The sequence below is a fragment of the Shewanella cutis genome (assembly GCF_022410515.1).
Lineage (GTDB): Bacteria > Pseudomonadota > Gammaproteobacteria > Enterobacterales > Shewanellaceae > Shewanella > Shewanella cutis.
Genome location: NZ_JACSDI010000002.1, coordinates 295,743 through 322,398, shown reverse-complemented (window position 1 = coordinate 322,398; position 26,656 = coordinate 295,743). Strand labels below are relative to the sequence as shown.

Genomic DNA, 26,656 nt, shown 5'->3' with positions numbered 1-26,656 from the left:
ATAATTGACTGAAGCCGCTCATGTTACCTCTGTTATCACACCAACAAACCCTAGAACCTGTGTATCTGGCTTATCTTGATGCTTTAGAACAAAGCGCCTACGCCGGTGATATCGATAAACGCTACAGTGCGCGCTTAGTGCAAGCCACGGATAACTCCGTCTATCAATTTTTACCCCAAGCGGTACTTTATCCCAAGCATCAAAAGGATATTGAGATAGCGCTTAAGCTTGCTGCGAAAGCAGAGTTTGCTGGTGTCACTTTTAGTGCCAGAGGCGGCGGTACGGGCACCAATGGCCAATCGCTGACTCACGGCCTGATCCTCGATGTGTCTCGCTACATGAATCGCGTATTGGAAGTGAACCCTGAGCAGGGGTGGGTACGCGTCGAGGCGGGTGTGGTTAAAGATGCGCTAAACGATGCGCTGCGTCCCCACGGTTATTTTTTCAGCCCAGATTTATCAACCTCAAACCGCGCCACCATTGGCGGCATGATTAATACCGATGCCTCGGGCGCGGGATCCTTAGTTTACGGTAAAACCTCTGATCACGTGTTGGCGCTACGCAGTGTCTTGATTGATGGCAGTGTGTTAGATACTCACCCCCTCGATGCGGGTCTGTTATGTAACCCCGATAACGTGAGCGATAATCCGCTCGGGCAAAAACTGATTTCGGCGATTGCCGAAGTGTGCCGCGAGAAGCGTGCGCTGATCGAACAACAATTCCCGAAGCTCAATCGTTTTTTAACCGGATATGACTTAAAGAATGTCTGGAATACGGGCTTAACCCAGTTCGATCTCTCGCGGATTTTGACAGGTTCCGAGGGGACGCTTGCCGTCGTTACCGAGGCCAAACTTAATATCACTCCCTTGCCGACTGAACGGGCGATGGTGAACATAAAGTACGATTCGTTTCAATCGGCACTGCGTCATGCGCCATCGTTAGTGGCGGCGCGGGCCACTGTGGTCGAAACCGTGGACTCAAAAGTGCTTAACCTTGCCCGCGAGGACATTGTTTGGCATTCGGTTTCTGACCTTATTCAAGAAGTGCCGGGTAAAGTGATCGATGGCCTCAATATGGTCGAGTTTGCTGGCGATGCCGGTGAGGTGAGCGAAAAGCTTGCGGCACTCGAAGCCGTGCTGACCGAACAAATCAGTCGTGGTGAGTGTGGTGTGCTCGGTTATCAAGTTACTCAAGATAAGGCTAGCATTGAGAAAATCTACGGCATGCGTAAAAAAGCCGTGGGCCTACTCGGTGCCACCAAGGGACGTCGCAAACCCATTGCATTTGCCGAAGATACCGCAGTGCCGCCCGAAATGCTCGCCGATTATATTATGGAGTTCCGTGCGCTACTCGATAGCCACAATTTGCAATACGGCATGTTTGGCCATGTGGATGCGGGCGTGTTGCACGTAAGGCCTGCGCTGGATATGTGCGATGTCGAAGATGAAAAACTGCTAAGAGTGATTTCTGATCAAGTCGCGGCGCTGACACTCAAATATGGCGGCCTGATGTGGGGCGAGCACGGTAAGGGGGTGCGCGGCGAATATGGTCCATCGGTATTTGGTGACGAGCTTTATGGTGTACTGCAAGACATTAAAGGCCTATTTGACCCTGATAATAGGCTCAACCCCGGCAAGTTAGTGGCGCCCAAGCAAGCGGGTGGCCTGTGTTTTGATGTGGACAGTACCAAGCGCGGCAAGTTTGACCGGCAAATTCCGGTTGAAGTGCGCGATGCCTATCCCGATGTGATGAACTGTAACGGTAACGGTCTGTGCTTTAACTACAGCAGTTTCTCTCCAATGTGTCCGTCATTTAAAGTGACGGGGGACAGAGTTCAGTCGCCCAAAGGTCGCGCCGGCTTAATGCGTGAGTGGCTGCGTTTGCTCGAATCCGAAGGCGTCGATGTTAATGTGCTGGCCAAAGCTAAACCCTTAGGTATTTTGCAGCGCATGCAAAATACCATCAATGCGAAGCGCGATTACGACTATTCCCACGAAGTGATGGAATCACTGAAGGGATGTTTGGCCTGTAAAGCTTGCTCGAGCCAATGTCCGGTGAAAGTGGATGTGCCTAAATTTAGGGCGCAATTCTTTAATATTTACTATCAACGCTATCTGCGTCCCGCCAAAGATTATCTGGTTGCGGGTATTGAAGACAGTTTGCCTATCATGGCAGCTGCGCCAAAACTCACTAATTTTGCCTCGCAAAATCCGCTCAGTCAGTGGGTAATCAAACAGGCTATTGGTTATGTAGATGCGCCAGCGTTATCTGTGCCGACCTTAAAACAACGACTCGATGGCCACGCGAGCCGTGGCTATGATTTGGCGGCATTGCAAGCAATACCGGTGGCTGAGCGTTCAAAATTTGTGTTAGTAGTACAAGATCCCTTTAACAGTTTCTACGATGCGGGATTGGTATATTGCTTTATCCAATTGATTGAAACCTTAGGTCTAAAACCCGTGTTATTGCCCTTTAAGCCCAACGGTAAACCTACTCATATCAAAGGCTTTTTGGATAAATTTGCCAAAACGGCGCAGTCGAGTGCGGATTTCTTAAATCAAGTGCATAAGTTAGACATGCCGATGGTTGGGATCGATCCCGCTTTAGTGCTCTGCTATCGCGATGAGTATAAAGAGGTTTTAGGTGCTAACCGTGGTTCATTTGAGGTGAAATTAGCCAACGAATGGTTACTTGGCATCTTGCACAATATTCCGGCAAAGGTCATGCAAGATAAGCAATTTACTTGGTTTAGTCATTGTACTGAATCTACTGCTAAACCAAATACGGCCAATGAGTGGACCAAAATCTTCACTCACTTTGGCGCTAAATTGACGGCGGTGAATTTAGGCTGCTGTGGTATGGCGGGTACTTACGGCCATGAAGCCGAAAACCTTGAACGGTCTAAGGCTTTGTTTGATATGTCGTGGAAAGACACTTTAAGCAAGATAGATGCGTCGCAAGTGTTAGTTTCGGGCTACTCATGCCGCAGCCAAGTAAAGCGGTTTGCTGGTTATAAGCCAAAACATCCATTAGAGGCTTTATTGGAGCTCGTTAATTCTTAACGCAATTTTGTATTAGGGATTGGATAATCCCTAAGGCAATGCCACACTAAACCAGTCGTCAGACTGGTTTTTAATTTGAAGAGGCTCTATGGAAAAGCTTACTGAGAATGTCATCGATGTGTTACAGCAATACACCGGCAAGCCAAAGCCGGATGACGTCGTCTCACGGCCAACGGAGCTGTGTAGTGAAGTTGCGCTATTTCGTATCCAGCTTTCTGGTGAATGGTTATATCAGGACAATCCATTACCGACTAAGTTTGCCAAGTTGTTTGCCAGTATTTTACATTGTATCGATGGCGAGCATTTTCTGATCACACCTGTTGAAAAAGTACGTATTGAGGTAGTTGATATGCCACTGGTGATTGTCGGTTATCTAAAGCATGCACAAGCGCCAATGTTAACCTTGAAAACCAGTATTGGCACCGAACATCACCTTACCGATTTCAATCTGCTCAAACTAACCGACTTTGGCATTTATCTGCCTTTAGAGCGCGGATTATGGGGAAAATTAAACCGTGCTTGCTACTACCATTTTGTGAATGAATTCAATCTAACCGATGATAATGGCCTCAATGCTTAGCGATTTTGATTGCAATTAGTTAGGGGCTGAAGGGTGTGTTGACGTTTCAGGGTTATTTTTGCAGCTATTTGGCTAGCGTTTATGCAAGGCAAAGTCCGTACTGTGTCGTTATTCTACATAAACGGACGATAACGCCGCAGAAACGTCAACCAAACGCTGCCCGAAGGGTTCGTTTGGCAAGCATTTGCTCTTTGTCACTCGTCATTTGAGTAGAATAACGACACATCATTCCTCGTTTCGCGAGCACGAGCTTGCCAGAACGAACAAAATTTAATCTCGAAACATCAACACGCCCTAGTTTATTACAGGTTAAGTGATAGTATTGAAACAGACCTTAACCAATATTTCTCTGGCAGTGGTCAGTGTTGATGGGGCTAAATGTTGTTTTCGGAGGTGTTGTTTGAACCGCTATGAAAGCTTAGGCTATCTTGTTTCCCATTTAAATATTGAGCTACAAAATGAGCTCGATTTGCATTTGAAACGCTATGAGCTTGACATTAAGTTGTGGCCAGTGTTATTTGCGCTTTGGCAGGAAGAGGGGATTACTCAGACCGAGCTGTCTAAACGCTGTGATGTGGCTAACTATACTATGACGCGACTGCTGGATCAGTTGCAGGTGCAGGGGTTGATTACTCGTCATCAGGAACTCGATAACCGCCGTGCATTTCAGATTTTTCTGACCGATGAGGCCAAAGCGTTGGAGCAGGACCTCATCCGAGAGGCCGAGCGAGTCAATGAAAAGTTTCTTGCTAATCTGAGTGAGGAAGAACGAATAAATTTCATTAAGCTTTTGAATAAAATAAATAAGCTTTCAGATTAGTCGATAATACCTTCGGCTAGTTTTGCTATTTACAAAGGGAGTAGCATAAAAATTAACACTAAGCTTGACCCCAGCAACAACCCTTGCTGAAGTAATCGCTGCCGCTGCATTAAGCTATTTTTTCCCTGCTTTAGACTCGTTAATAACTGATCGCGTCTGTAGATACGGCAGGTTAACTCATTGGTGAATGGATCAATAAACAGCTTAAAGAGACACTGTCCACCATCTTTCAATTTGATCAGATGTTCACTTTGATGGCCAAAATTGAGTTTACGCGAAACCATTTCACCATTGATATAGACTCTCTCTAAACCAGACCAATCACTTGCTTGTAATTCAAGTGAGTCTTTCCCCAGCTCATATTTGAAACTGACCATAGTGGCACCTTCTCTGTGACTGACGAGTTGTTAATTCAAGCAGAGGGATATCGACTTTTCCACTACAGAAACGTGAATTTTACGTGGCGTTTTATTATCTGGTTGGTATTGAGAGGAATTTATTTTTTACAGTATGCAAGAAGTGGAACTCATAGAGTAAGCGGACAACAAACCGTTGTCCGCCACAAATGCCGTGTTAGGCTTTGGCCGCTTGGTAAATGGCACGGGCCATTTCGTCAGCTACTGCACCTGTAGTGCGGTTTTCAGCATCAGCCTTAGCAAAAATCTTCAGCAGCGTGTTGTAGATTTCTCTGACCTTAGCTTCTGATTTTGCTGCGTCATAATCTTTTTCAAATGACACGTTGATAATGCCGCCTGCGTTAATCACATAATCTGGCGCATACAGAATGCCCATTTCTTTTAACTGCTCGCCATGGCGAACTTCGGCTAATTGGTTGTTGGCGCAACCCGCAACAACCTTAGCTTTAAGCTGTGGCAGCGTGACATCATTTAAGGTCGCACCTAGTGCGCATGGGGCGTACACATCAACGTCTTGGGAGTAGATATCCTGTGGTGCAACAACGGTAGCACCAAAGTCGGTAGCCACTCTATCAAGTGATGCCTGATGAATATCGGTAACAATCAGCTGTGCACCTTCTTCATGCAAATGTTTACACAGATAGTAACCCACATGACCAACCCCTTGAACGGCGATTTTAAGGCCCTTTAAGCTGTCTAAATCGAGTTTATGCTTAACAGCAGCCTTGATCCCTAAATAGGTGCCTAGTGCTGTAAATGGCGATGGATCGCCACTCTTGCCTTCAAGCCCTGCCATGTAAGGCGTTTCTTGATGGGCAATCATGATATCAGCTGTCGTGGTGCCGACGTCTTCTGCGGAATAGTAACGTCCACCTAGACTATTGATAAAACGGCCAAAGGCACGAAAGAGGGCTTCGCGGTCTGGACGCTTAGGATCGGCAATAATCACTGACTTACCACCACCCATGGTTAAACCTGCGAGCGCGTTTTTGTAAGTCATACCGCGGGAGAGGCGTAATACGTCTGTCAGGGCTTCGTCATCGGATTGGTAGTTCCACATCCGGCATCCACCCACAGCAGGGCCTAAATTGGTATTATGGATGGCAATAATGGCTTTTAAGCCACTTTCTTTATCATGACAGAATACGACCTGTTCATGCTCATCAAAGGATACATGATTAAATACAGCCACGTGAAATTCTCCGCTATACACAATAAAACGTCGATAGAATGACTTCCCATCGACCGCTCGTTATATTTATTGCAGAACCATAGCATTTAGCGATACTCTCAACCATGCATAAAGACCGAATAAATTGATTATTTGTGGCAATCTAGCTTTCCACTTTACGTAAACGTAAGGTTTTGAGTGTGAAACCAGTTTCAACTGGTGAAGTTTTCAGACATTAGTATGATTCGCGTGCTGTCCCAAGAATGAGAGCCGCGCTATAACAATAAGATAGGACGGAAGTATGACTGAACAAGCTGTCGATCAAGCTCAACCAACAATCACTCCTGAAGAAATGGAGAAATTGCGCCAAGAGTGGGTCAGAACACAATTCCAAAAAGCAAACCGTTTTTTAGCGGAAAAAGGGGTGATCCCAAGTAAGGTCTTAGCCGATGAAAGCCGTTACCTCGCACCTTATTTAGCGATTTGGAAAATGGAATCTAAACGTCCTACGACCAAAACCTATTGGGTGATGTCAGGCGATTTACCATCGGATCTTGTGGATGTCAAAGTGGCGAAAACGGCGCGTGATGCGGTTCGTCATTTCTCGATGATGTGGCAAATGCAGGCTGAAAATTTGATCCGTTCAGGCGCCACCAGACGCGATGCAACCCAGGCAAAATTTGCCCAGTTATTAGTCTCCCGTGCAGAGAGCTTATATCGTATGCACAATGATGAAAAACTGTGGAATAGCTAGACTTAGCCTTGTGTTAAGTCATAAAACCAAAGGCACTCAATCGAGTGCCTTTGTTGTTAAGTCAGTCTAAATCGTCGTGTTTTACGCTGAGCTTACCGTCGATTTCATTCAATATCGACTTAAGGATTACGCTTCTTCATCACTTAAATAGTATAAACCTTGATTAATCAGTTCCAGCAATAGCTGTTGTACTTCATCATGTTCGCATAACGCCAAAGCTGTTTCGCAATCAAAGCTGACATGATCACTTAACTGTGCAAGCACGGTTTCTGGCGTATTAGGGAGATTATAGATTTCGCCATTGATGAATAAGCGCGAGTGAGCGTCATTCTCTAAACGTAGTACTTTTAAACCGCCAATGCGATTCACGCCAGCGCCTTGTTCAAAGGCATCTTGCAGATCGTCAATACTATAGGCTTCTTCACCCTCACAAATATCTAATTCGAATCGGTTTTGGCTTAGCAGTTTACCTAACACTACCTGATAACTCGCAGGATCTTGGGCTAGTTGACTTAATAGCGACATAATGCCGAGTTGATGATCTTGGCTGATAATGCCTGGATTTGCTGGCTCGGATGCGGAGGTAAAACGCTGTTGACCCAAATTTTTGTCGAGTAAATAGTCGGCCACTTCGCTGACTAATTCTTGCTGACTGGGTGCGCGGTAACCAATTGAATAGCTCAAGGCTAAGGTTAAGGTTTCACCGCAGTGTGGGAATCCTGGCGGAATATAAAGCATATCGCCTTTCTCTAACACCATATCAATGATGGGGTCAAAGTCTTCAACCAGAGGTGAATTAGGATTACCACCACGACGTTGTTGTGGGGTGTTGTCACCTACGGTCCAGCGGCGCTGACCTTCGCCTTGAATAATAAACACATCGTAGTTGTCGATATGGGGACCGACACCGCCACTTGGAGTGGCAAATGACACCATCAAATCATCGAATCGCCAATCGGGGAGAAAACGAAAGGCCTCAACGAGGGGTTGTGAGTCGGGATACCAATGGTTAACCGCTTGCACCAATAATTGCCAGTGGGTTTCACCGTAATTGTCGTAATCCTCAAAGGGGCCTTGGATCACTTCCCAGTTATCTTTTTGGGTAACGACGATGCGCGAAGTGATTTCTTCTTCGCAGGCAAGGCCGGCCAGCTCATCGGCACTGATTGGATCTTCAAAGTGAGGAAAAGCGCCTTTGATGACCACAGGTTTTTGTTGCCAGTAATCCTTGAGGAACTGGGCAATATCGAGATTGAGTTTATACATAGTGTCAAAAAAGGCGACTACATCGAATGTAACCGCCTTAATCCTTATTTGTGGCTAGATAATAAGCTAAGCATGTCAGCTTAGCGTTAAACGAAGCGTTAGCCGTAAACTGAACTTTAGTTAAGTTCGTCAACGAATGCTTTTGCACGGCCAATATAGTTGGCTGGCGTCATCTTCTTCAGCTCAGCCTTCACGTCTTCTGGCAGGGCTAAACCGTCGATAAATACCGCTAATTGCTGGGCATCGATGCGCTTACCGCGAGTTAATTCTTTTAACTTCTCGTATGGCTTTTCAATGCCATAGCGGCGCATAACGGTTTGTACTGGCTCGGCTAAGACTTCCCAGTTTTGGTCGAGTTCGGCACGTAAATGTTCTTCATTCACCTGTAACTTGCTAATACCTTTCAAGGTGGCTTGGTAGGCGATCAACGAGTGGGCAATACCCACGCCTAAGTTACGCAGTACAGTAGAATCGGTTAAGTCGCGTTGCCATCTTGAAACGGGCAGTTTAGCGGCTAAATGTTGCATCAGCGCATTGGCAATACCTAAGTTGCCCTCTGAGTTTTCAAAGTCGATAGGGTTCACTTTGTGTGGCATGGTTGATGAGCCAATTTCACCGGCAATGGTACGTTGCTTAAAGTGGCCTAAGGCAATATAACCCCAAACATCACGGTCGAAATCGAGCAGAATAGTGTTGAAACGCGCAATCGCATCGAAGAGCTCAGCAATGTAATCATGCGGTTCGATTTGAGTAGTATATGCGTTCCAGTGCAGGCCTAAGCTCGTCACAAAACGTTCAGACAGTGCATGCCAGTTCACTTCTGGGTATGCTGATATGTGCGCGTTGTAGTTACCCACGGCGCCGTTAATTTTCCCCATGATTTCAACGGCTGCGATTTGCTTGATTTGGCGCTCCAAACGCACTGCTACGTTAGCCATCTCTTTACCTAAGGTAGAAGGCGAGGCTGGCTGACCGTGGGTACGTGACATCAAAGGTACTGAGCGGTATTCAACGGCTAGTTTTTTGATGGCGCTAAGCAGTTCATTGCAATAAGGCAGTACCACTTGCTCGCGGGCTTCAGTTAACATTAAGCCATGGCTTAGGTTGTTGATATCTTCAGAAGTACAGGCGAAGTGAACAAATTCACCGACAGCGGCGAGTTCCGCGTTGTCTGCGATTTTTTCTTTGATGAAGTATTCAACCGCTTTTACGTCGTGGTTGGTGGTGCTTTCAATGGCTTTCACGCGTAGTGCATCTTGCTCACTGAAATTGTCTTTAATGGCATCGAGAAGCGCGATCGCTGACTCGCTTAATGGCGGCACTTCAGTGATTTCAGGGCAATCGGCGAGTAACTTTAACCAGTTGATTTCAACTTGAACACGGTACTTAGTAAGACCGAACTCGCTGAAAATCCCTCGCAATGACGCTGTTTTACTACCGTAACGGCCGTCTACCGGAGAGATAGCAGTTAGTGCGGAAAGATCCATGTGAAGCTCCTTGATGAAAACTTATTTTATTATAGGGTAAGACTTTTCTTCGCTGTGTCTAAGATGGCTTTGCGGGCAAAGACTAAGTGTCGACGTTTGCCGCCCAGTTGTCGCCATAACACTGCGCTGCGCATGGCTGCGAGCAGCAAGGCGCGAATTTTTTGTTGCACTATTGGACGTTGTAAGCACAGCGGATTGCCTGAGATCTGAATCTTAGGTCCAAGATTACTGATAATATCGCTATAAATACTGGCCAGATTGGCAATCACTTGTTCGTCAGTGATCGCAAAATGATGTAACTGACGATTCACCTGATTAATGCGCTCGGCAAGCATGGATAAGCCACTGTTTGAACGCGCAAGTTTACGTTCAAGGGCTAAAATGCCCACCAAATAACGGGTAATTTCCACATCTTTTTGACTGCTATCCCCCAGTTGGTTTAAAACCAACTGATAGCCCTTGTACAGGGCAACCTTATCTTGGTAGACATCGGCGGGGGTTTCAGGATCGGTCACTAAAATGGTGTGTAAACTGGCTGCCAGCTCATCGGTGTCACTTTCACCGTGACGGGCTAAATACTGAACTTGCGTAATGGCCTGCAGTATTCCTGCAAAGGCCATTGTGCGATTATGGAGCTGTTCGTTCACGGTTTATCCTCGGATCAGTTGATCGATAATCCCGCCACCGAGGCATACTTCGCCATCGTAAAAGACGGCTGACTGCCCGGGCGTTACAGCAGCAACGGGCTCATCAAACACGACTTTGAGCGTATTCTCATCAAGATAGGTGAGGGTGCAGGGGATATCCTGCTGACGATAACGGGTTTTCACCACAATCTGGCTGCCATTGATAGGGCCTTTACGATCGACCCAGTGCAGTTGATTGACTAACATGCCATTGGACATCAAGCGCGGGTGGTGGCCACCTTGGCCAACAACAAGCACGTTACGTTTGAGATCTTTATCCACCACGTACCATGGGTCGTCGTTGCTATTTTTCATGCCGCCAATCCCCAGACCTTTACGTTGGCCTAAGGTGTGGTACATCAAACCTTGGTGCGTGCCAATCACTTCACCTTCGGCGGTTTCAATATTGCCGGGCTGTGCGGGTAGGTAATTACCTAAAAATTCAGTAAATTTTCGCTCACCGATAAAGCAAATACCGGTGCTGTCTTTCTTATCATGGGTAATTAATCCCATTTGTTTGGCGATCTCACGCACTTCGTGTTTTTCGAGTTCACCCACCGGAAACAGACTGCGCGCCACTTGTTCATGGCTTAAGGTGTATAGGAAGTAGCTTTGATCTTTATTGTTGTCGACACCGCGCAGCATTTGCGTCGTGCCATCGGCATTATCGCGGCGGCGCACATAGTGACCCATGGCGATGTAGTCGGCATCGAGAATATCGTCGGCAAACTCTAAAAAAGCCTTAAATTTGATTTCTTTGTTGCACATGATATCGGGATTTGGGGTACGCCCCGCTTTGTATTCGGCAAGGAAATACTCAAATACATTGTCCCAATATTCGGCGGCAAAGTTGACCGTGTGCAGTTTGATCCCAAGCTTATCGCACACGGCTTGAGCATCCTTTAAATCTTCAGCGGCCGCGCAATACTCGTCGTTGTCATCTTCTTCCCAGTTCTTCATGAAAAGGCCTTCAACCTGATAGCCTTGCTGCATAAGCAAATAGGCTGAAACGGATGAATCAACACCGCCGGACATGCCGACAATGACTTTTTTTCCTGTATGAGTGGGTTCGATTGATGTCATAGATCCTAAAAACCATTGAGTATATGTGTTAGCGAGTCGTGGCTTGAACCATCGTCATTCGCGCATGACTCACTTTTAAATCTGCGTTTATTTAGCTGCGTAGTTAGGGCAGGCTTATCGGTGATTCGTTTAGCATCTGAGTTACATCAGCCCAACATCATTAAGTACCAGATGTATGATGCAAAAATACCCCAAATTTTTAACCCAAAAGCGCAGTTAAATGCCTTATCGAATCGCGCATTTACGCGGGGGCGTATTCTATCACGCCTTGTTGCTTGGGGCTATCTTTGACATCCCTACAGACGCTGACTATTGAGTAATTCGAGCGAATGAATTTGCCCTTGTTGCAACTGTTTGCGGTAATCGTTGAGGCAATCGAGCACTAATGGACTGCGCAGTTGATGAGCTTTAGCTGCGATCTGCTCAAAGCTCAACCAATGGGCGGCATAAATATCCGCATCCTGTGGCTTAGGTGTGAGTAGCGTATCTACTTGCACCAAAAAGGTAAAACGCACAAATGCGAGGTCCTGATTGGCGCTAAATTGATAAATCCCGACCAATCCCTGTGGCTTGAGTTGAAGGCCTGTTTCCTCAAGGACTTCGCGCTCACAGGCTTGGATAAGACTTTCATTCGCTTCCAAATGTCCTGCTGGTTGATTAAAACGCTGCTCACCATCAATCCACTCTTCCAATAATAGATACTTATCCTCGGTAGGGGCATGGATAATACAAGCAACTGTTACATTGGGTTTATATCTTGCTTTTACTGTCACAGTGATTACCTTTGAGTGACTTGATTAGGATATTGGATTGCTTGTTGGCGCAAGACTATTCGGTCTTTTGAGCCACCAGTATGCATTTATGCTCACCTGTCGCTAAATCATCTAGACTCCATTGGCCTATTTTATAGCGAATAAGTCTTAAGGTCGGAAAACCAATATGGGCCGTCATCCGCCGAACTTGGCGATTGCGTCCTTCGTGGATTTGAATTTCCAGCCAAGTGGTTGGGATGTTTTTTCGCTCACGGATTGGTGGATTACGCGGCCACACATTCGGCGTCGCCATGATGCTGACCTTAGCGGGGAGTGTCATACCATCTTTTAATTCAACCCCTTGGCGCAATTTTGCTAAATCCGCATCCGTAGGTTCTCCCTCGACTTGCACCCAATAGGTTTTAAAGGTTTTCTTTTTCGGCTCAGTCAGTTTGGCCTGAAGTTGACCATCGTTGGTGAGGAGTAGCAAGCCTTCACTGTCGCGATCCAATCGTCCTGCGGCGTACACTCCCGGAATAGGGATGTAATCCTTTAAGGTTTTACGGCCTTGCTCATCGGTAAATTGACACAGAACATCGAAGGGCTTGTTAAATAAGACGATGATAGGCGCAGCTTGAGGCTTGACGCGTGAGGCCGATGAGTATTTTTGAAGTCGTGTTTTGGCACTATTCTGTTGTGACCCTGTATCGCGCAGCGAACTTACCTTGGCAGATTTGGCGAAGGAGCTTGGTTTATTTCCTTTACTGCGGTTATCTGCCCTATGCTGCGGGTGCGTGGTGGATGCGTTCTGGCCGCGAGTGCGAGGCGTTGCTTGAGATGTTAGCGGGTTATTTTTGTTCATGCTGTAACTAATTGTTGTTCATACCGTGGCGAATAGTCGCTTAAGACAGTCTAGTCATTTTACGTCGTCGCCGATGATATGCGACTGAACCTATCCGTTAGCAGACGTCAGAAAGAAGACGTGTTATTTATCTGCACACAGTGTACTTGGCATTCGCCGTTAGTGGAATTTGAATATTATTGTGAATGCTCTATGATGTCGGCCTGAAAATGTGATCTACGCCTAAATGTTTGTTAGGTATTAATGAGTCGATTTACCCACGTTGGCGAACGCAAAGAGGATGTTGCAGCGGGTTTATAGGTTTATAGGGGCGTTTACGATTGCCTCGATAGAGAATTCCTTCGTGCCAATGTTTGTTCGTCATGATATAAAATTATTATAAAAATACTAAATTTTACAATAATGTAGGATGTAACATGAAAGATAACTCACCAACAATTATTTATACCGAAACCGATGAAGCGCCAGCACTGGCAACGCTTTCTCTGTTACCTATCATCAAGACCTTTACCAATGTGGCGGGTGTGGCGGTTGAAACCCGTGACATTTCTTTATCAGGCCGTGTGATTGCTAACTTCCCAGAAAAACTGACTGACGCGCAAAAGATTGGCGATCACTTAGCTGAGCTTGGCGATCTAGCGAATCAACCAGAAGCTAATATCATCAAGCTGCCTAATATCAGTGCGTCAATCCCACAGTTAAAAGCTTGTATTTTAGAGCTGCAACAGAAAGGTTATGACATTCCAAACTATCCTGACGAGCCAAAAACTGACGAAGAAAAGTCAATTAAAGCGCGTTACGACAAGATCAAGGGCAGTGCGGTAAACCCAGTCCTGCGTGAAGGTAACTCTGATCGCCGCGCGCCGCTATCAGTGAAAAACTTCGCGAAAAAGAACCCACACTCTATGGGTAAATGGGTGAAAGACTCTAAGTCACACGTTGCTCATATGAGCGAAGGTGATTTTTACGGTAGCGAGCAGTCAGTGACTTTGGCTAACGCAGACACGGTTAACATCGTTCTGGCACAAAAAGACGGTCAAGAAGTCGTCCTTAAATCAGGTCTGAAACTGCTCGCGGGTGAAATCATCGATGCGTCAGTGATGAGCAAAAAAGCCTTAGTCAGCTTCTTTGAGCGTGAAATTGCCAATGCCAAGGCTGAAAACGTGTTGTTATCGCTGCACCTTAAAGCCACCATGATGAAAGTATCCGATCCCATCATGTTTGGCCATGCCGTGAAAGTGTTCTTCAAACCGGTATTTGATAAACATGCAGCATTATTTGCTGAATTAGGCGTTGATGTGAACAACGGTTTTGGCGATGTATATGCGAAAATCGCCAGCTTACCTGCCGATGTACGTAGCCAAATTGAAGCCGATATCGCGGCGGTCTACGCTGAGCGTCCTGCGCTGGCGATGGTGGATTCTGACAAAGGCATCACCAACTTACACGTCCCAAGCGACATTATTATCGATGCTTCTATGCCAGCGGCTATTCGTTCATCTGGCCAAATGTGGGGTCCAGATGGCAAGTTGCACGATACTAAAGCGCTGATCCCAGACCGTTGCTACGCAGGTGTGTATCAAGAAACCATCGCGTTCTGTAAAGAGCACGGTGCCTTTGATCCAAGCACTATGGGCAGTGTGCCAAACGTAGGTCTGATGGCGCAAAAAGCCGAAGAATACGGTAGCCACGATAAAACCTTCGAAATTCCAGCCGATGGCGTAGTTAACGTGATTGATGCCAGTGGCAAAGTGTTAATGAGCCACAACGTTGAAGCGGGCGATATTTGGAGAATGTGCCAAGTTAAAGACGCGCCTATCCGTGACTGGGTCAAACTTGCCGTTCGCCGCGCACGTTTAAGCAATACTCCAGCAGTATTCTGGTTAGATGCAAATCGTGCCCACGATGCGCAATTGATTGTTAAAGTGAAGCAATATCTGCCTGAGCATGATACCAGCGGTTTAGACATCAGCATTATGTCGCCAGAAGAAGCAACACGTTTCTCTTTAGCGCGCATCAAAGAAGGTAAAGACACCATTTCAGTTACTGGTAACGTACTGCGTGACTATTTGACTGACTTGTTCCCAATCCTTGAGCTGGGTACCAGTGCCAAAATGTTATCTATTGTGCCATTAATGAATGGTGGCGGTCTGTTCGAAACGGGTGCGGGTGGCAGTGCGCCTAAACACGTACAACAGGTTGAAAAAGAAGGTCACTTACGTTGGGATTCACTCGGTGAATTCTTGGCATTAGCCGCCTCTTTAGAGCATTTAAGCCAAACAGTGGGTAACCCTAAAGCGCAAGTACTGGCAGATACCTTAGATCAAGCTATTGGTCAGTTCTTAGATAGCAACAAGTCGCCATCAAGAAGAGTCGGTGAATTGGATAATCGTGGTAGCCATTTCTATCTGGCGATGTACTGGGCACAAGCATTAGCCGCTCAAACCAAAGACGAGCAGTTACAAGCTCACTTTATTCCATTAGCGCACGCTTTAAGCGCCAATGAGCAAGTGATTGTGGCTGAACTCAACAATGCGCAAGGTGCACCAGTGGATTTAGGCGGTTACTATCGTTTAGACGCCGCAAAAGCTGAAAAAGCCATGCGCCCAAGCGAGACACTGAACAAGCTATTACTTGCTTAAGCAGCATTGATACTTGTAAAGGCCTGCATTGCAGGCCTTTTTACTGCACTAAATTTAGGAGTAAGTTGTAAATTAACCAGAGCGAGTTAACGTTTCGAGATGAAAATGTATTCGCTCCGGTACACCTATGCTCACAAAATGAGACATGACGTGTAGTTATTCTACTCAAATTAAAAAGGCAGGGATTAATCCCTGCCTTTTAGATCATTGGCCTCACCATACATTATTTTGTTGGTGAAATGGCTGAAGCATGCATTCCTTTTGGACCTTGTTCTACTTCAAATTGAACCGGTTGGCCTGCTTTTAGAGTTCTATAGCCTTCCATTTCAATGGTAGAATAGTGTGCAAAAACGTCCTCGCCACCTTGATCAGGGCAAATAAACCCGAATCCTTTGGCGTTGTTGAACCATTTAACAGTTCCGCTTGCCATACTTCCACTTCCTTCTGTTGTCTACTTACCAGTAAGATAGTAAAACCTGTATAGACGGGAGTGTTTCACCGTCTGAGCTACAGAATGTAAGGAGTAAAAGCGGAAGTCAAGCTAAAATTAACAAAGAGGTAACAACTGATTAATTTGAAGATAGCAATTGGAAGAGGACAACACGAGAGGCTAGTATTAAAAAATGGGTAAGACAGGAAACATAGAGCACGTTGAAGAACGTGTGGAATCAGAGTTAATGCCACCTTCGATGTATAAGGTGATCCTCAATAATGACGATTACACGCCAATGGATTTTGTGATTGAAGTACTGCAAATCTTCTTTCGCAAGAATGAGCAGGAAGCCACCGATATCATGTTGACGATTCATCACCAAGGAAAGGGGATCTGCGGTATTTTTCCATTCGGCATCGCAGAAACTAAGGTGATACAAGTAAATCAATTTGCAAGACAAAACCAACATCCGTTACTGTGTTCGTTAGAGAAGGCTTAACCGCGCTTACTCTGTTGTCAGTTGTTAATTTTGGGGGTGCTTATGCTGAACAAAGATCTGGAAGTCACCTTAAATCTGGCGTTTCAGCAAGCCAGAGAGGCACGTCACGAGTATATGACGGTTGAACATCTGTTATTGGCTCTGATAGACAACCCTGCGGCTCAAGACGCGCTAATCGCCTGTGGAGCGAATTTAGATAAACTGAGAGATGAAGTAGCAAGCTTTATCCAACAAACCACCCCAATCATTGCGGATATGGATGATGATAAAGAAACCCAACCAACGCTCGGGTTTCAGCGGGTACTGCAACGCGCCGTTTTCCATGTGCAGTCCTCGGGCCGCAATGAAGTCACTGGTGCTAATGTGCTGGTGGCCATTTTTAGTGAGCAGGAATCCCAAGCTGTTTATCTGCTGCGTCGCAGCGATATCAGCCGTTTAGATGTGGTGAATTATATTTCCCATGGTTTTTCAAAAAATGAGGACAGCGACGCCCATCAAGACCAAGAACGCATCGAAGATCAAACCGAAGCGAACGAAGAACGCAGCATGTTGTCGCAGTTTGCCAGTAATTTAAACCAACTTGCAAAACAAGGGGTGATAGATCCGCTGATTGGTCGTGATCAAGAAATCGAACGCGCCATCCAAACTTTATGTCGTCGCCGTAAAAATAATCCATTGTTGGTGGGTGAAGCGGGCGTGGGTAAAACTGCGATTGCTGAAGGTTTGGCCTATCGAATCGTTAATCATCAAGTGCCAGAAGTGATGGCGCAGGCGACAGTGTATTCCCTCGATTTAGGCTCCTTGCTCGCAGGCACCAAATACCGTGGCGATTTTGAAAAACGTTTCAAGAGTCTGCTTAAGGAACTCAGCGCCGATAAACACGCCATTTTATTTATCGATGAAATTCATACCATTATTGGTGCAGGCGCCGCATCGGGTGGGGTGATGGATGCCTCTAACCTGCTAAAGCCGTTATTATCAAGCGGTAATTTGCGTTGCATGGGCTCAACCACGTTCCAAGAATATCAGAGTATTTTTGAGAAAGATCGTGCACTGGCGCGCCGTTTCCAAAAGGTCGATATTAATGAACCTTCAGTGGCTGAAACCACTAAAATTCTGATGGGTTTAAAGTCTAAATACGAAGAATATCATGGCGTGCGTTACACCCAAGCGGCGATTAACAGCGCGGCAGAGTTGTCGGCAAAACACATTAATGACCGGCATTTACCCGATAAAGCCATCGATGTGATCGATGAGGCGGGTGCGCGCATGGCTATGTTGCCACAGAGCAAGCGCAAAAAGACCATAGGTCAGGCCGAGATTGAAACCATAGTAGCGAAGATTGCTCGGATCCCTGAAAAATCAGTCTCCGCCAGCGACAAAGATTTACTGCGTAACCTTGAGCGCAATCTGAAGATGGTGGTCTTTGGTCAAGACAAGGCGATTGAATCCTTAAGCTCGGCGATTCGATTATCGCGCAGTGGTTTAGGTACAGATAAAAAACCTGTTGGTAGTTTTTTGTTTGCAGGCCCAACTGGGGTAGGTAAGACAGAAGTGACCAATCAGTTAGCTAGTTGCCTAGGAATGAAGCTGGTGCGTTTCGATATGTCGGAGTACATGGAAAGTCATACGGTTTCTCGTTTGATTGGGGCTCCTCCTGGATACGTAGGATACGACCAAGGTGGTTTACTCACCGATGCTGTAATTAAAAATCCCCATTGCGTGGTGTTGCTCGATGAAATCGAAAAGGCTCACCCCGATGTCTACAACCTGTTACTGCAAGTCATGGATCATGGCACCTTAACCGATAACAACGGTCGCAAGGCGGATTTTAGGCATGTCACCTTAGTGATGACAACAAACGCAGGGGTTCAGGAAACGATCCGTAAGTCTATTGGCTTTACTCAGCAGGATCATACCCAAGATGCCTTATCGGAAATCAATCGGGTATTCTCGCCAGAGTTTCGCAACCGCTTAGATTCCATCATTTGGTTCAACCATTTAGATATGACCATCATTGCCAAAGTGGTGGATAAATTCTTGGTGGAATTACAAGCACAACTTGATGCGAAACATGTGTTACTTGAAGTCAGTGATGAGGCCAGAACCCTACTCGCCGAGAAAGGCTATGATAAGAGCATGGGCGCACGGCCAATGGCCCGCGTGGTGACAGAGCTTATTAAACGTCCATTAGCGGATGCTATTCTCTTCGGTGAACTGGAACATGGCGGTGTTGCTCATGTTGATGCCAAAGACGGTGAAATCGTGATCCACACCGAACGCCACGAGAAAAGTACCACTAAGGCTTAATCTCTCGCGAAAACCCAATAAAAATGGCCGCAATTGCAGCCATTTTTTCTCTTTCGCCAACAAAAAAACCCGGCCTTGCCGGGTTTTTCAACTAAAGGGGAATATTAGCGTGCGCGGAAGACAATACGACCTTTGGTCAGATCATAAGGGGTCAGCTGAACTGTGACTTTGTCACCAGTTAGGATCCGGATGTAGTTTTTGCGCATTTTGCCAGAAATGTGGGCTATCACCACATGACCATTTTCAAGCTCTACGCGAAACATTGTGTTTGGCAAGGTTTCAAGGATAGTGCCTTGCATTTCAATGTTATCTTCTTTCGCCATTAATTGTTTATCCCATTAGCTTTCGAATATAAAAAACCGGCGTATCATGCCGCAAATTCATCTTGCTGTAAAGGGGAACTACCTAGCAAACTTGGGAATAATCCCAGCCTTGAGGAGTTAAAATCTGGTAAGGGCGGTATAAGCGCTTGTAAGACATTTTGCGATTGGCATCTATTTGATATCCGAGATAAAGGAATGCTTTACCCTGTAATTTCGCCAATCTGCACTGGAGTAAGATCAACAAAACACCTAGGGAACGTCGTTCTTCATCGGGGTCAAAATAACTGTAAATGGCCGAAAGGCTATTTGGCAGAGTGTCGGTAACAGCAACAGCTACAAGTCGATTACCATCATAGACTTCAATAAACGTGGGTGGCAGCCAATGGCAGAATAAAAATTGCTCATATTGGGCTTTGCTCGGCGGATACATGGGGCCATCAAAGTGCCGCTCGCGAATGTATTTATCATATAAAGCATATTGTGTTTCGGTATGTTCAGTGGTGATACGCCAAGTTAAATCGCGGTTATGGGCTAAGGTGCGTTTTTGCCGTTTCGAAGGCATAAATTCTTGGATGGGGACTCTAATTGGTTGACAGGCGCTGCAACGAGGGCAGCGGGGTTTATAAATGGCACTTCCACTGCGCCGAAAGCCGATGGCTAATAGGCGTTCAAATAAAATGGGGTCGAGTGTATCTTCTTGGATCACTAATAATTGTTCTTGCTGTCCATCGAGGTAACTGCAGGGGAACACTTGGCTGATCCCGATAGCGATCGGGGTGTTATTGGCGTTAGAGTTCAAGGGAGACCTCGCTCGGTATCCAAGCCGCTGGGATGACTACTTCATCCCTAAATTGGGTTAAAAGCTGAATAAAATCAACACGCTTAAGCGCCTTGGCACCTAGGCTTTCGAGGTGGGGATTCATTACTTGTGCATCGATAAGTTTAAAGTTCATCTTGATTAAATGTTGTTGTAAAACAGCCATAGCGGCTTTAGAAGCATTGGTTTTGCGGTGGAACATGGATTCGCCACAAAATACTTGGCCGATGGCAATGCCATAAAGACCGCCAATTAAACGCTCGCCGTGCCAGACTTCGACGGAATGGGCATGACCATTATGGTGCAGCTCGCGGTAAGCCATTTGTATTTCATGGGTTATCCAAGTTCCTGCTTGTTTAGGCCTTGGCTGTGCACAACCCACCATCACGTCGGTAAAGGCATGATTAATCGTAAAGCGCCAAGGCTGTTTTTTTATATATTTACGTAGGCTGGTACTGATATTAACTTGCCCAGGAATGAAAATGGCGCGGGGATCGGGTGACCACCACAAAATAGGATCTTCTGCGTTAAACCAAGGAAAAATCCCATGATAATAAGCGGTCAATAAACGCTCTGGGCGTAGGTCACCTCCTATCGCCAGTAAGCCGTTAGGATCGGTTAAGGCGAGTTCGGGTGAAGGAAAAGCTTCAAACTCGTGATTCAGAAAAGACAGTGACTTCACAATTGCGTATGATTCAGTAATAAACCCTTCTATTAAGTTAGCGGAAATTCGGATATGTGGAAACCTACACTAGCAAGCTTTATGTTGATTTGTGCTTTTGTGATATCTCCAGTACAGGCGGGGTACGATCGCAATCAGGCCGTACCAGTTGAGAAAGTGCTTTATGGAGATATTAATTCAGTGCGAAATATCACCGAAACACAATTGATTGAAGACCGAAATCAAGGCTGGAAAACTTTTGGTGGTGCCTTGGCTGGTGGTGTTATCGGCCATCAGTTCGGTGGTGGCTCAGGCCAAGATATCGCGACAGTATTGGGCGCCTTAATTGGTGCGGGCGTTGGCAATCGTTACGGTAGTGGTACGACGGTTCAAACACTCAAACTGGTGGAGTTGATGATCACGCAGGAAGATGGCAGTCAAGTCATGGTGATCCAAGATTATGATCCCGGCATGATATTTAATGCGGGAGATAGGGTACGGGTAGTGTACTTGCAAGGTGGTGTGCGCATTGATTTAGCGATGTAATCAAACCTAACTGCCAAAAGAATCAACAAAGTAAGACGTTAAACGGTGATGGAATGACACGGACAGAACTAACCCAATATTTAGCCGATTTTTTGCGAGTATCGGCTTTCAAAGATTACGCCCCCAATGGGTTGCAGGTTGAAGGCAAGGCTGAGATCCGCACCATAGTGACAGGGGTCACCGCCTGCCAAGCATTAATTGATGAAGCGATTCGCCTGAAAGCGGATGCAATTTTGGTGCACCATGGGTTCTTTTGGAAGAGTGAGCCTGAAGTGATCACCGGCATGAAGCAGCGGCGGATCAAAGCGCTGCTCGCCCACGATATCAATCTTTTTGGTTATCACTTACCTTTAGATGCCCACCCAATGTTAGGCAACAATGCGACCTTAGGCCGTAAACTGGGCATTTTAGATGCCGAAGCAGTAGAAGATGTGGCGCAAGGATTAGTGTGGCGAGGAAAGCTTGATTTGCCGATGAGTGCCAGCGAGTTTGCAGCGATGTTAGCTGATGTGCTTGGCAGAGACCCATTGCATATTGGTGAAAGTTCAGATGAAATCCAATACTTAGCTTGGTGTACTGGCGGTGCGCAGGATTATATCGATGTTGCAGCAAGCCTTGGTGTGGATGCGTTTATCAGCGGTGAAGTGTCAGAGCGTACCTTCCACAGCGCGGTGGAGCAGGGGATACATTATTACGGCGCGGGTCACCATGCCACTGAGCGTTTTGGTATTGAGGCGCTAGGACGACATCTCGCTCGCGAATTTAATTTAGTGCACCATTTTGTGGATATCACTAACCCTGTGTGACACGCCTTGTTTAGTACATAGAGTTCGACTCAAACGGTGCGTTATCCTCAATAAAACTCATCAGTAAAGGCGAGCTAAGCTCGCCTTTATGTTTTGATGTAATCCTAGCCCTGTTATTTTCAGGTTGCATGACCACAGGGTCTTGCTGGATCAGGCAAGGTTTTTTAACAAGTCAATTCTTTCGAGAACAACGAGGCTCAAGGTGGGCTCAGTCCTCCTCATTTTTACCCGCCTTAGATTAATCCATAAATTGTCAGGATAAAAATACCTAAGGTGCAAGTGAACAGTGAGCAAACGGTGGTCAAGGCGATAATATTGGCTGCAAGCGTGGCGTTTCCTCCCATGGTCCGCGCCATCACGTAACTGGCAGCCGCTGTAGGCGCCGCACTCATTAAAAAGACTAAGGCGAGTTCGACCCCACGATAGCCAAGTATCAAGGCGCCTAAGGTGATAAACAGTGGAGCAAAGATAAGTTTTAAGGCGGTCGAAAACCAAGTTGAATACTTTTCATGCTTAAGCGAGCCAATATCGAGTGAGCCGCCGGTGCAGAGCAGTGCTAATGGGAGCGTCATATTGGCAAAGTATTGTCCGGCATCGAGGACCATTTTAGGTACGGGGATCGCCAGCAGATAAAACAGCATGCCAAGGATAATGGCAATGATCAGCGGATTTTTTGTGATGGTTTTTATGATCACCGTAAAAGCGTGGCGGCTTGATTCCTCACCCTTAGAACTTAAGCAAATCACGGCTTGAATATTATAGAGCAGCGTCATAGACGCCACATAAACTGCGGCTAAGGCAACGCCCGATTCGCCATAGGCATTAGACACATAGGCTAAGCCGATAATGGCTGTATTGGCCCTAAATCCCCCTTGGATAATAACGCCTTGATCCCTTGGCGCAGGGAACAGTCGTTTTGTCGCGTAGGTGTAAAGCATAAAAAACAGCAGATTAGCCAATAGACCATAGCCTATTAACGGTGCACTGGCGGCAAGATCATGGTGGGAATTAATAATGCTTAAAAACAACAACGCAGGCAGTGTGACATTAAAAACCAGTTTGGAGGCGACATCAATAAAGTGCTCGTCAATTACTTGAGTGCGTTTAAGCAAGACGCCTAGGGCTAACATTAAACAGATGGGGCCGGTTATCGAGGCAGAAAACAACAACTGCTCAATGATATTGCCCATAACGTCTCCTTGATGATTTCACCGTGTGTTATTGCTTAGCCATAGCCGCGATAGTGTCGCACTGTCAGTCACTTGTCGAGGCTACCTCAGGTTACGCTCCCTGATTAAGCGCAAAGGGATGTGTATACCAATAAATAAGGCCGCATCAATGCGGCCTTATTTAGATTTTGCGGTGATTACTTCACCCGCATACCAGGTTGTGCACCTTCATGGGGTTCTAAAATCCACAAATCGCTACCACCAGGGCCTGCGGCTAGTACCATGCCTTCTGACATGCCAAAACGCATTTTGCGCGGTGCAAGGTTGGCGACCATTACGGTTAGCTTGCCTTCGAGATCTTCAGGCGAGTAGGCCGATTTGATCCCCGCAAATACCTGACGGGTTTCGCCGCCGATATCGAGTTGCAGTTTTAACAGTTTGTCGGCTTCGGCCACATGCTCAGCTTTGACGATACGCGCAATTCGCAGATCGATTTTAGCGAAATCTTCATAGTTGATCGTGTCGCTAATCGGATCGGTCGCTAATGGGCCTTTAGGTGCTTCCGGCTCAGTTGTGGCTTGCAGGTTTTCCTTAGAGTCGGCCACCATAGCTTCAACTTTGTCTAACTCAACACGTTGCATCATGGCTTTGAATGGCGCAATTTCGTGGCCGGCCATATCTTGGCTCAAGGCATCCCAAGTTAGGGTTTGCTGGAAGAAGGCTTCAACGTCTTGTGCTAAGCGTGGCAATACAGGCTTTAAGTAAGTCACCAAAATGCGGAACAGGTTCAAGGCGATTGAACATACTTGGTGGGCCGCTTCCTGCTGATCATCTTGCTTAACTAACTGCCAAGGCGCAGCATCGGCGACAAAACCATTGGCGATGTCCGCTAGTGCCATGATTTCACGCATCGCTTTACCGTATTCACGGGTCTCATAAAACTCAGCGATTTGCTCTTGCTTGGCTAAAAACGCCTCAGTTAGCGTGGTATCAGCAATCTTCGCGAGCTTGCCATCGAAGCGCTTAGTGATAAAACCTGCGGTGCGCGAGGCTAAGTTTACTAGCTTACCGACCAGATCTGAGTTTACGCGCTGGGCGAAGTCTTCAAGATTGAGGTCTAAATCGTCGATACGGCTACTGAGTTTAGCCGCGTAGTAGTAACGTAAGTATTCAGGATCTAAGTGATCTAAGTAAGTGCGAGCCTTAATAAAGGTGCCCTTAGATTTAGACATCTTAGCGCCATTGACTGTCACATAGCCGTGGGCGTAAACGCTGTTTGGCTGGCGATAACCCGATCCATAAAGCATTGCTGGCCAGAACAGGCTGTGGAAGTAGACAATGTCCTTACCGATAAAGTGGTAAACCTCGGCTTTAGAATCCTTCGCCCAAAATTCATCGAAGCTTAGCTCAGGGCGTTTGTCACAAAGATTTTTGAATGAACCCATGTAACCGATAGGCGCATCTAACCACACGTAGAAGTATTTGCCCGGTGCATCAGGGATTTCAAAGCCAAAGTAAGGTGCGTCACGGGTGATATCCCACTGCTGCAGGCCTTGCTCAAACCATTCGTCGAGTTTGTTGGCCATTTCGGTTTGCAGTGCACCGGAGCGAGTCCACTCTTTTAGCATGTCTTCGAAGGCGGGGAGATCGAAGAAGAAGTGCTCAGTGTCTTTCATCACAGGCGTCGCGCCAGAGACGGCCGATTTTGGGTTAATCAGCTCAGTTGGGCTGTAGGTCGCGCCGCAGGCATCACAGTTATCGCCATATTGATCGGGCGATTTACACTTAGGGCAGGTGCCTTTTACGAAGCGGTCCGGCAAGAACATCGACTTTTCAGGGTCAAATAGCTGAGAAATGCTCTTGCTTTTGATATAGCCGTTTGCGCGCAGTTTTAAGTAAATATCACTTGCCAGCACGCGGTTTTCGTCACTGTGGGTGCTGTGATAATTATCGAAGGCGATATTAAAATCGGCGAAATCCTGCTGATGCTCTTTGTTGACTTGAGCAATCATCTCTTCTGGCGCCATGCCTAATTGCTGTGCTTTAAGCATGATCGGTGTGCCGTGGGCGTCATCGGCACAAATATAGTGGCACTCATGTCCACGAAGCTTTTGATAACGCGACCAGATATCCGTCTGGATGTATTCCAGCATATGACCTAAATGAATCGGTCCGTTCGCATAGGGAAGTGCGCTGGTCACGAGAATTTTACGTTGTGAAGTTGCCATCTTGTCTCAAATATCGTGGTGGGCCAAAAATAATGGTTGAGATACTAACCGATTACAGGATGATTTTCATCAAAACCTGAGTCAATTGGGTTAAAACTGCGCTAATGTTTTTGTCATTATCTGGTACACTTGGGCAAATTTATTGGTGGGGGTAATGCTTTTGTCTTCAACTCAAACTGATTATCGTCTGAGTGACGATCTTCTCGGGCCAGTTCTGGCCATTCTCGATGCATATATCGACCCGTATTTAGCTAAAGGGTTAGTGAGCGCAGGATGCGTGAATAAATTAGCGATAGAAGGTAAGCGGTTACAGCTTGGCTTAGTCTATCCATATCCTTGTATGACCCAGTATCGCGATACTGTAATGGCGCTGACCAACAAGTTAGCTGTACTCGATGCTATCGATGAAGTCGAATGTGAAATCGATTTCCAACCTAAGGTGTATTCGGCTATTGCCTCTATCGCACCGATTGCCAATGTGAAGCAAGTGATTGCGGTCGCATCCGGTAAAGGCGGTGTGGGTAAATCGACCACTGCGGTTAACCTTGCTTTAGCACTGGCCGCTGAGGGCGCGCAGGTCGGGATTTTAGATGCCGATATTTATGGCCCGTCTGTTCCCTTAATGTTGGGTATCCCCAATTTCAGACCCGTTTCCCCCGATGGCAAACATATGACCGCAGCCAGTGCCCATGGCATTGCTGCCCAATCGATAGGGTTTATGTTAAGTGGTGATGAAGCGGCTGTGTGGCGTGGTCCGATGGCGGCGGGCGCGCTTGCGCAGCTCTTGAATGAAACCCAATGGCCAGAGCTAGATTATTTAGTCGTCGATATGCCACCGGGCACTGGGGATATTCAATTAACCCTGTCGCAAAAAGTGCCAGTGAGCGGCGCGGTGATTGTCACCACTCCGCAGGATATCGCGCTGGCCGATGCCAAAAAAGGCATCACTATGTTCCAGAAAGTGAACATTCCAGTGCTGGGGATCGTTGAGAATATGAGTTTCCATTTATGCCCAGAATGTGGTCATAAAGAGCACCCCTTTGGTACGCACGGTGGCAGTAAAATGGCTGAGCGTTACCAAGTACCACTATTAGGCGCCTTGCCGCTGCATATCAATATCCGTGAAGCCATGGATGTCGGTGCACCGACAGTGGTAGCCGACCCCGACAGTGAGGTCGCGGCGCTTTACCGGGAAATCGCCCGTAAAGTGGGCGCCGAATTGGCCCTCAAACAGAGCCAAAAAACAGTTTCTATTAGCGTATCAGATGACGAGTAAGGTTTAA

Annotated in this window: 24 protein-coding genes; 10 read left to right on the top strand and 14 right to left on the bottom strand. The window is 46.6% G+C overall.

Annotated features, from left to right (window positions below):
• Positions 1–20 precede the first annotated feature (20 nt).
• The 3 genes from ydiJ (at position 21) to H9J30_RS06610 (ending at position 4,462) form a co-directional block, all read left to right on the top strand.
• Positions 21–3,062, top strand: coding sequence for a D-2-hydroxyglutarate dehydrogenase YdiJ (ydiJ, locus tag H9J30_RS06620; protein WP_240130297.1), 3,042 nt, complete (start codon positions 21–23; stop codon positions 3,060–3,062).
• Positions 3,063–3,150: 88 nt separating this feature from the next.
• Positions 3,151–3,642, top strand: a complete 492-nt coding sequence (locus tag H9J30_RS06615; RefSeq protein ID WP_240130296.1) for a DUF1285 domain-containing protein — start codon at positions 3,151–3,153, stop codon at positions 3,640–3,642.
• 400 nt (positions 3,643–4,042) lie between these two features.
• Positions 4,043–4,462, top strand: coding sequence for a MarR family winged helix-turn-helix transcriptional regulator (locus H9J30_RS06610; RefSeq protein ID WP_240130295.1), 420 nt, complete (start codon positions 4,043–4,045; stop codon positions 4,460–4,462).
• Positions 4,463–4,491: 29 nt separating this feature from the next.
• On the opposite strand, the gene H9J30_RS06605 is transcribed toward H9J30_RS06610, so the two are convergent.
• Positions 4,492–4,839, bottom strand: coding sequence for a hypothetical protein (locus tag H9J30_RS06605; protein WP_240130294.1), 348 nt, complete (start codon positions 4,837–4,839; stop codon positions 4,492–4,494).
• Between the two features lie 196 nt (positions 4,840–5,035).
• Positions 5,036–6,070 (bottom strand): Glu/Leu/Phe/Val dehydrogenase dimerization domain-containing protein, encoded by a 1,035-nt coding sequence (locus H9J30_RS06600; protein ID WP_240130293.1) that lies wholly within the window; start codon positions 6,068–6,070, stop codon positions 5,036–5,038.
• A 280-nt stretch (positions 6,071–6,350) separates the two neighbouring features.
• Here H9J30_RS06600 and H9J30_RS06595 point away from each other — a divergent pair, with 280 nt between their 5' ends.
• On the top strand, positions 6,351–6,803 hold the full coding sequence (locus H9J30_RS06595; protein WP_240130292.1) for a DUF4826 family protein: 453 nt from the start codon (positions 6,351–6,353) through the stop codon (positions 6,801–6,803).
• A 126-nt stretch (positions 6,804–6,929) separates the two neighbouring features.
• Here the strand turns inward: H9J30_RS06595 and H9J30_RS06590 are convergent, their stop codons facing one another.
• The 6 genes from H9J30_RS06590 to H9J30_RS06565 all read right to left on the bottom strand — a co-directional run bounded on the left by H9J30_RS06590 (position 6,930) and on the right by H9J30_RS06565 (position 12,939).
• Positions 6,930–8,069: a ribosomal protein uL16 3-hydroxylase gene (locus H9J30_RS06590; RefSeq protein WP_240130291.1), complete on the bottom strand. Its 1,140-nt coding sequence runs from the start codon at positions 8,067–8,069 to the stop codon at positions 6,930–6,932.
• Positions 8,070–8,185: 116 nt separating this feature from the next.
• Entirely contained in the window at positions 8,186–9,556 is a 1,371-nt protein-coding gene (gene purB, locus H9J30_RS06585; protein WP_240130290.1) for an adenylosuccinate lyase, read from the bottom strand.
• Between the two features lie 29 nt (positions 9,557–9,585).
• Positions 9,586–10,203, bottom strand: a complete 618-nt coding sequence (gene hflD, locus H9J30_RS06580) for a high frequency lysogenization protein HflD (protein WP_240130289.1) — start codon at positions 10,201–10,203, stop codon at positions 9,586–9,588.
• A 3-nt stretch (positions 10,204–10,206) separates the two neighbouring features.
• A complete protein-coding gene (mnmA, locus tag H9J30_RS06575) occupies positions 10,207–11,325 on the bottom strand; it encodes a tRNA 2-thiouridine(34) synthase MnmA (RefSeq protein ID WP_099458247.1) in 1,119 nt (372 codons plus the stop codon).
• Positions 11,326–11,621: 296 nt separating this feature from the next.
• Positions 11,622–12,098, bottom strand: coding sequence for an NUDIX hydrolase (locus H9J30_RS06570; RefSeq protein WP_240130288.1), 477 nt, complete (start codon positions 12,096–12,098; stop codon positions 11,622–11,624).
• 55 nt (positions 12,099–12,153) lie between these two features.
• Positions 12,154–12,939 carry an rRNA large subunit pseudouridine synthase E gene (locus H9J30_RS06565; protein WP_240130287.1) on the bottom strand — a complete coding sequence of 262 codons (786 nt, stop codon included), beginning with the start codon at positions 12,937–12,939 and terminating at the stop codon, positions 12,154–12,156.
• Between the two features lie 416 nt (positions 12,940–13,355).
• Between H9J30_RS06565 and H9J30_RS06560 the strand changes: the two genes are divergently transcribed.
• A complete protein-coding gene (locus H9J30_RS06560) occupies positions 13,356–15,581 on the top strand; it encodes an NADP-dependent isocitrate dehydrogenase (protein ID WP_240130286.1) in 2,226 nt (741 codons plus the stop codon).
• A gap of 223 nt (positions 15,582–15,804) precedes the next feature.
• Here the strand turns inward: H9J30_RS06560 and cspD are convergent, their stop codons facing one another.
• Positions 15,805–16,011 carry a cold shock domain-containing protein CspD gene (gene cspD / locus H9J30_RS06555; RefSeq protein WP_011072576.1) on the bottom strand — a complete coding sequence of 69 codons (207 nt, stop codon included), beginning with the start codon at positions 16,009–16,011 and terminating at the stop codon, positions 15,805–15,807.
• Between the two features lie 193 nt (positions 16,012–16,204).
• Between cspD and clpS the strand changes: the two genes are divergently transcribed.
• On the top strand, positions 16,205–16,513 hold the full coding sequence (gene clpS / locus H9J30_RS06550) for an ATP-dependent Clp protease adapter ClpS (protein ID WP_011072575.1): 309 nt from the start codon (positions 16,205–16,207) through the stop codon (positions 16,511–16,513).
• 42 nt (positions 16,514–16,555) lie between these two features.
• Positions 16,556–18,823, top strand: coding sequence for an ATP-dependent Clp protease ATP-binding subunit ClpA (gene clpA, locus H9J30_RS06545; protein ID WP_240130285.1), 2,268 nt, complete (start codon positions 16,556–16,558; stop codon positions 18,821–18,823).
• A 104-nt stretch (positions 18,824–18,927) separates the two neighbouring features.
• Here clpA and infA read toward each other — a convergent pair whose 3' ends face one another.
• From infA to aat, 3 genes are all read right to left on the bottom strand, one after another.
• A complete protein-coding gene (gene infA, locus H9J30_RS06540; protein ID WP_006081934.1) occupies positions 18,928–19,146 on the bottom strand; it encodes a translation initiation factor IF-1 in 219 nt (72 codons plus the stop codon).
• Between the two features lie 82 nt (positions 19,147–19,228).
• Complete coding sequence (locus H9J30_RS06535) at positions 19,229–19,945, bottom strand: arginyltransferase (RefSeq protein ID WP_240130284.1); 717 nt, start codon at positions 19,943–19,945, stop codon at positions 19,229–19,231.
• Positions 19,935–20,645, bottom strand: a complete 711-nt coding sequence (aat, locus tag H9J30_RS06530; RefSeq protein WP_240130283.1) for a leucyl/phenylalanyl-tRNA--protein transferase — start codon at positions 20,643–20,645, stop codon at positions 19,935–19,937. The genes H9J30_RS06535 and aat overlap by 11 nt, the downstream gene beginning before the upstream one ends.
• 54 nt (positions 20,646–20,699) lie before the next feature.
• On the opposite strand from aat, the gene H9J30_RS06525 reads away from it, so the two are divergent.
• The gene (locus H9J30_RS06525; RefSeq protein WP_240130282.1) at positions 20,700–21,170 is read left to right on the top strand and encodes an outer membrane lipoprotein; all 471 of its coding nucleotides are present in this window, start codon (positions 20,700–20,702) and stop codon (positions 21,168–21,170) included.
• A 53-nt stretch (positions 21,171–21,223) separates the two neighbouring features.
• Positions 21,224–21,976 carry a Nif3-like dinuclear metal center hexameric protein gene (locus H9J30_RS06520; RefSeq protein ID WP_240130281.1) on the top strand — a complete coding sequence of 251 codons (753 nt, stop codon included), beginning with the start codon at positions 21,224–21,226 and terminating at the stop codon, positions 21,974–21,976.
• A 233-nt stretch (positions 21,977–22,209) separates the two neighbouring features.
• Here the strand turns inward: H9J30_RS06520 and H9J30_RS06515 are convergent, their stop codons facing one another.
• Together H9J30_RS06515 and metG are read right to left on the bottom strand one after the other, a co-directional pair.
• Positions 22,210–23,166 carry an AEC family transporter gene (locus H9J30_RS06515; RefSeq protein WP_240130280.1) on the bottom strand — a complete coding sequence of 319 codons (957 nt, stop codon included), beginning with the start codon at positions 23,164–23,166 and terminating at the stop codon, positions 22,210–22,212.
• A gap of 176 nt (positions 23,167–23,342) precedes the next feature.
• On the bottom strand, positions 23,343–25,373 hold the full coding sequence (metG, locus tag H9J30_RS06510) for a methionine--tRNA ligase (RefSeq protein WP_240130279.1): 2,031 nt from the start codon (positions 25,371–25,373) through the stop codon (positions 23,343–23,345).
• Positions 25,374–25,533: 160 nt separating this feature from the next.
• Here metG and apbC point away from each other — a divergent pair, with 160 nt between their 5' ends.
• Complete coding sequence (gene apbC / locus H9J30_RS06505; RefSeq protein ID WP_240130347.1) at positions 25,534–26,649, top strand: iron-sulfur cluster carrier protein ApbC; 1,116 nt, start codon at positions 25,534–25,536, stop codon at positions 26,647–26,649.
• Positions 26,650–26,656: the final 7 nt, after the last annotated feature.

What these genes read in the sequence shown, in the direction of transcription:
- H9J30_RS06515 (WP_240130280.1), bottom strand. Translation starts at nt 23,166, where the DNA reads ATGGGCAATATCATTGAGCAGTTGTTGTTTTCTGCCTCGATAACCGGC.
- H9J30_RS06595 (WP_240130292.1), top strand. Translation starts at nt 6,351, where the DNA reads ATGACTGAACAAGCTGTCGATCAAGCTCAACCAACAATCACTCCTGAA.
- H9J30_RS06590 (WP_240130291.1), bottom strand. Translation starts at nt 8,069, where the DNA reads ATGTATAAACTCAATCTCGATATTGCCCAGTTCCTCAAGGATTACTGG.
- ydiJ (WP_240130297.1), top strand. Translation starts at nt 21, where the DNA reads ATGTTACCTCTGTTATCACACCAACAAACCCTAGAACCTGTGTATCTG.
- clpS (WP_011072575.1), top strand. Translation starts at nt 16,205, where the DNA reads ATGGGTAAGACAGGAAACATAGAGCACGTTGAAGAACGTGTGGAATCA.
- H9J30_RS06520 (WP_240130281.1), top strand. Translation starts at nt 21,224, where the DNA reads ATGACACGGACAGAACTAACCCAATATTTAGCCGATTTTTTGCGAGTA.
- mnmA (WP_099458247.1), bottom strand. Translation starts at nt 11,325, where the DNA reads ATGACATCAATCGAACCCACTCATACAGGAAAAAAAGTCATTGTCGGC.
- H9J30_RS06565 (WP_240130287.1), bottom strand. Translation starts at nt 12,939, where the DNA reads ATGAACAAAAATAACCCGCTAACATCTCAAGCAACGCCTCGCACTCGC.
- H9J30_RS06615 (WP_240130296.1), top strand. Translation starts at nt 3,151, where the DNA reads ATGGAAAAGCTTACTGAGAATGTCATCGATGTGTTACAGCAATACACC.
- H9J30_RS06525 (WP_240130282.1), top strand. Translation starts at nt 20,700, where the DNA reads ATGTGGAAACCTACACTAGCAAGCTTTATGTTGATTTGTGCTTTTGTG.
- cspD (WP_011072576.1), bottom strand. Translation starts at nt 16,011, where the DNA reads ATGGCAAGCGGAACTGTTAAATGGTTCAACAACGCCAAAGGATTCGGG.
- H9J30_RS06560 (WP_240130286.1), top strand. Translation starts at nt 13,356, where the DNA reads ATGAAAGATAACTCACCAACAATTATTTATACCGAAACCGATGAAGCG.
- clpA (WP_240130285.1), top strand. Translation starts at nt 16,556, where the DNA reads ATGCTGAACAAAGATCTGGAAGTCACCTTAAATCTGGCGTTTCAGCAA.
- purB (WP_240130290.1), bottom strand. Translation starts at nt 9,556, where the DNA reads ATGGATCTTTCCGCACTAACTGCTATCTCTCCGGTAGACGGCCGTTAC.
- H9J30_RS06605 (WP_240130294.1), bottom strand. Translation starts at nt 4,839, where the DNA reads ATGGTCAGTTTCAAATATGAGCTGGGGAAAGACTCACTTGAATTACAA.
- metG (WP_240130279.1), bottom strand. Translation starts at nt 25,373, where the DNA reads ATGGCAACTTCACAACGTAAAATTCTCGTGACCAGCGCACTTCCCTAT.
- infA (WP_006081934.1), bottom strand. Translation starts at nt 19,146, where the DNA reads ATGGCGAAAGAAGATAACATTGAAATGCAAGGCACTATCCTTGAAACC.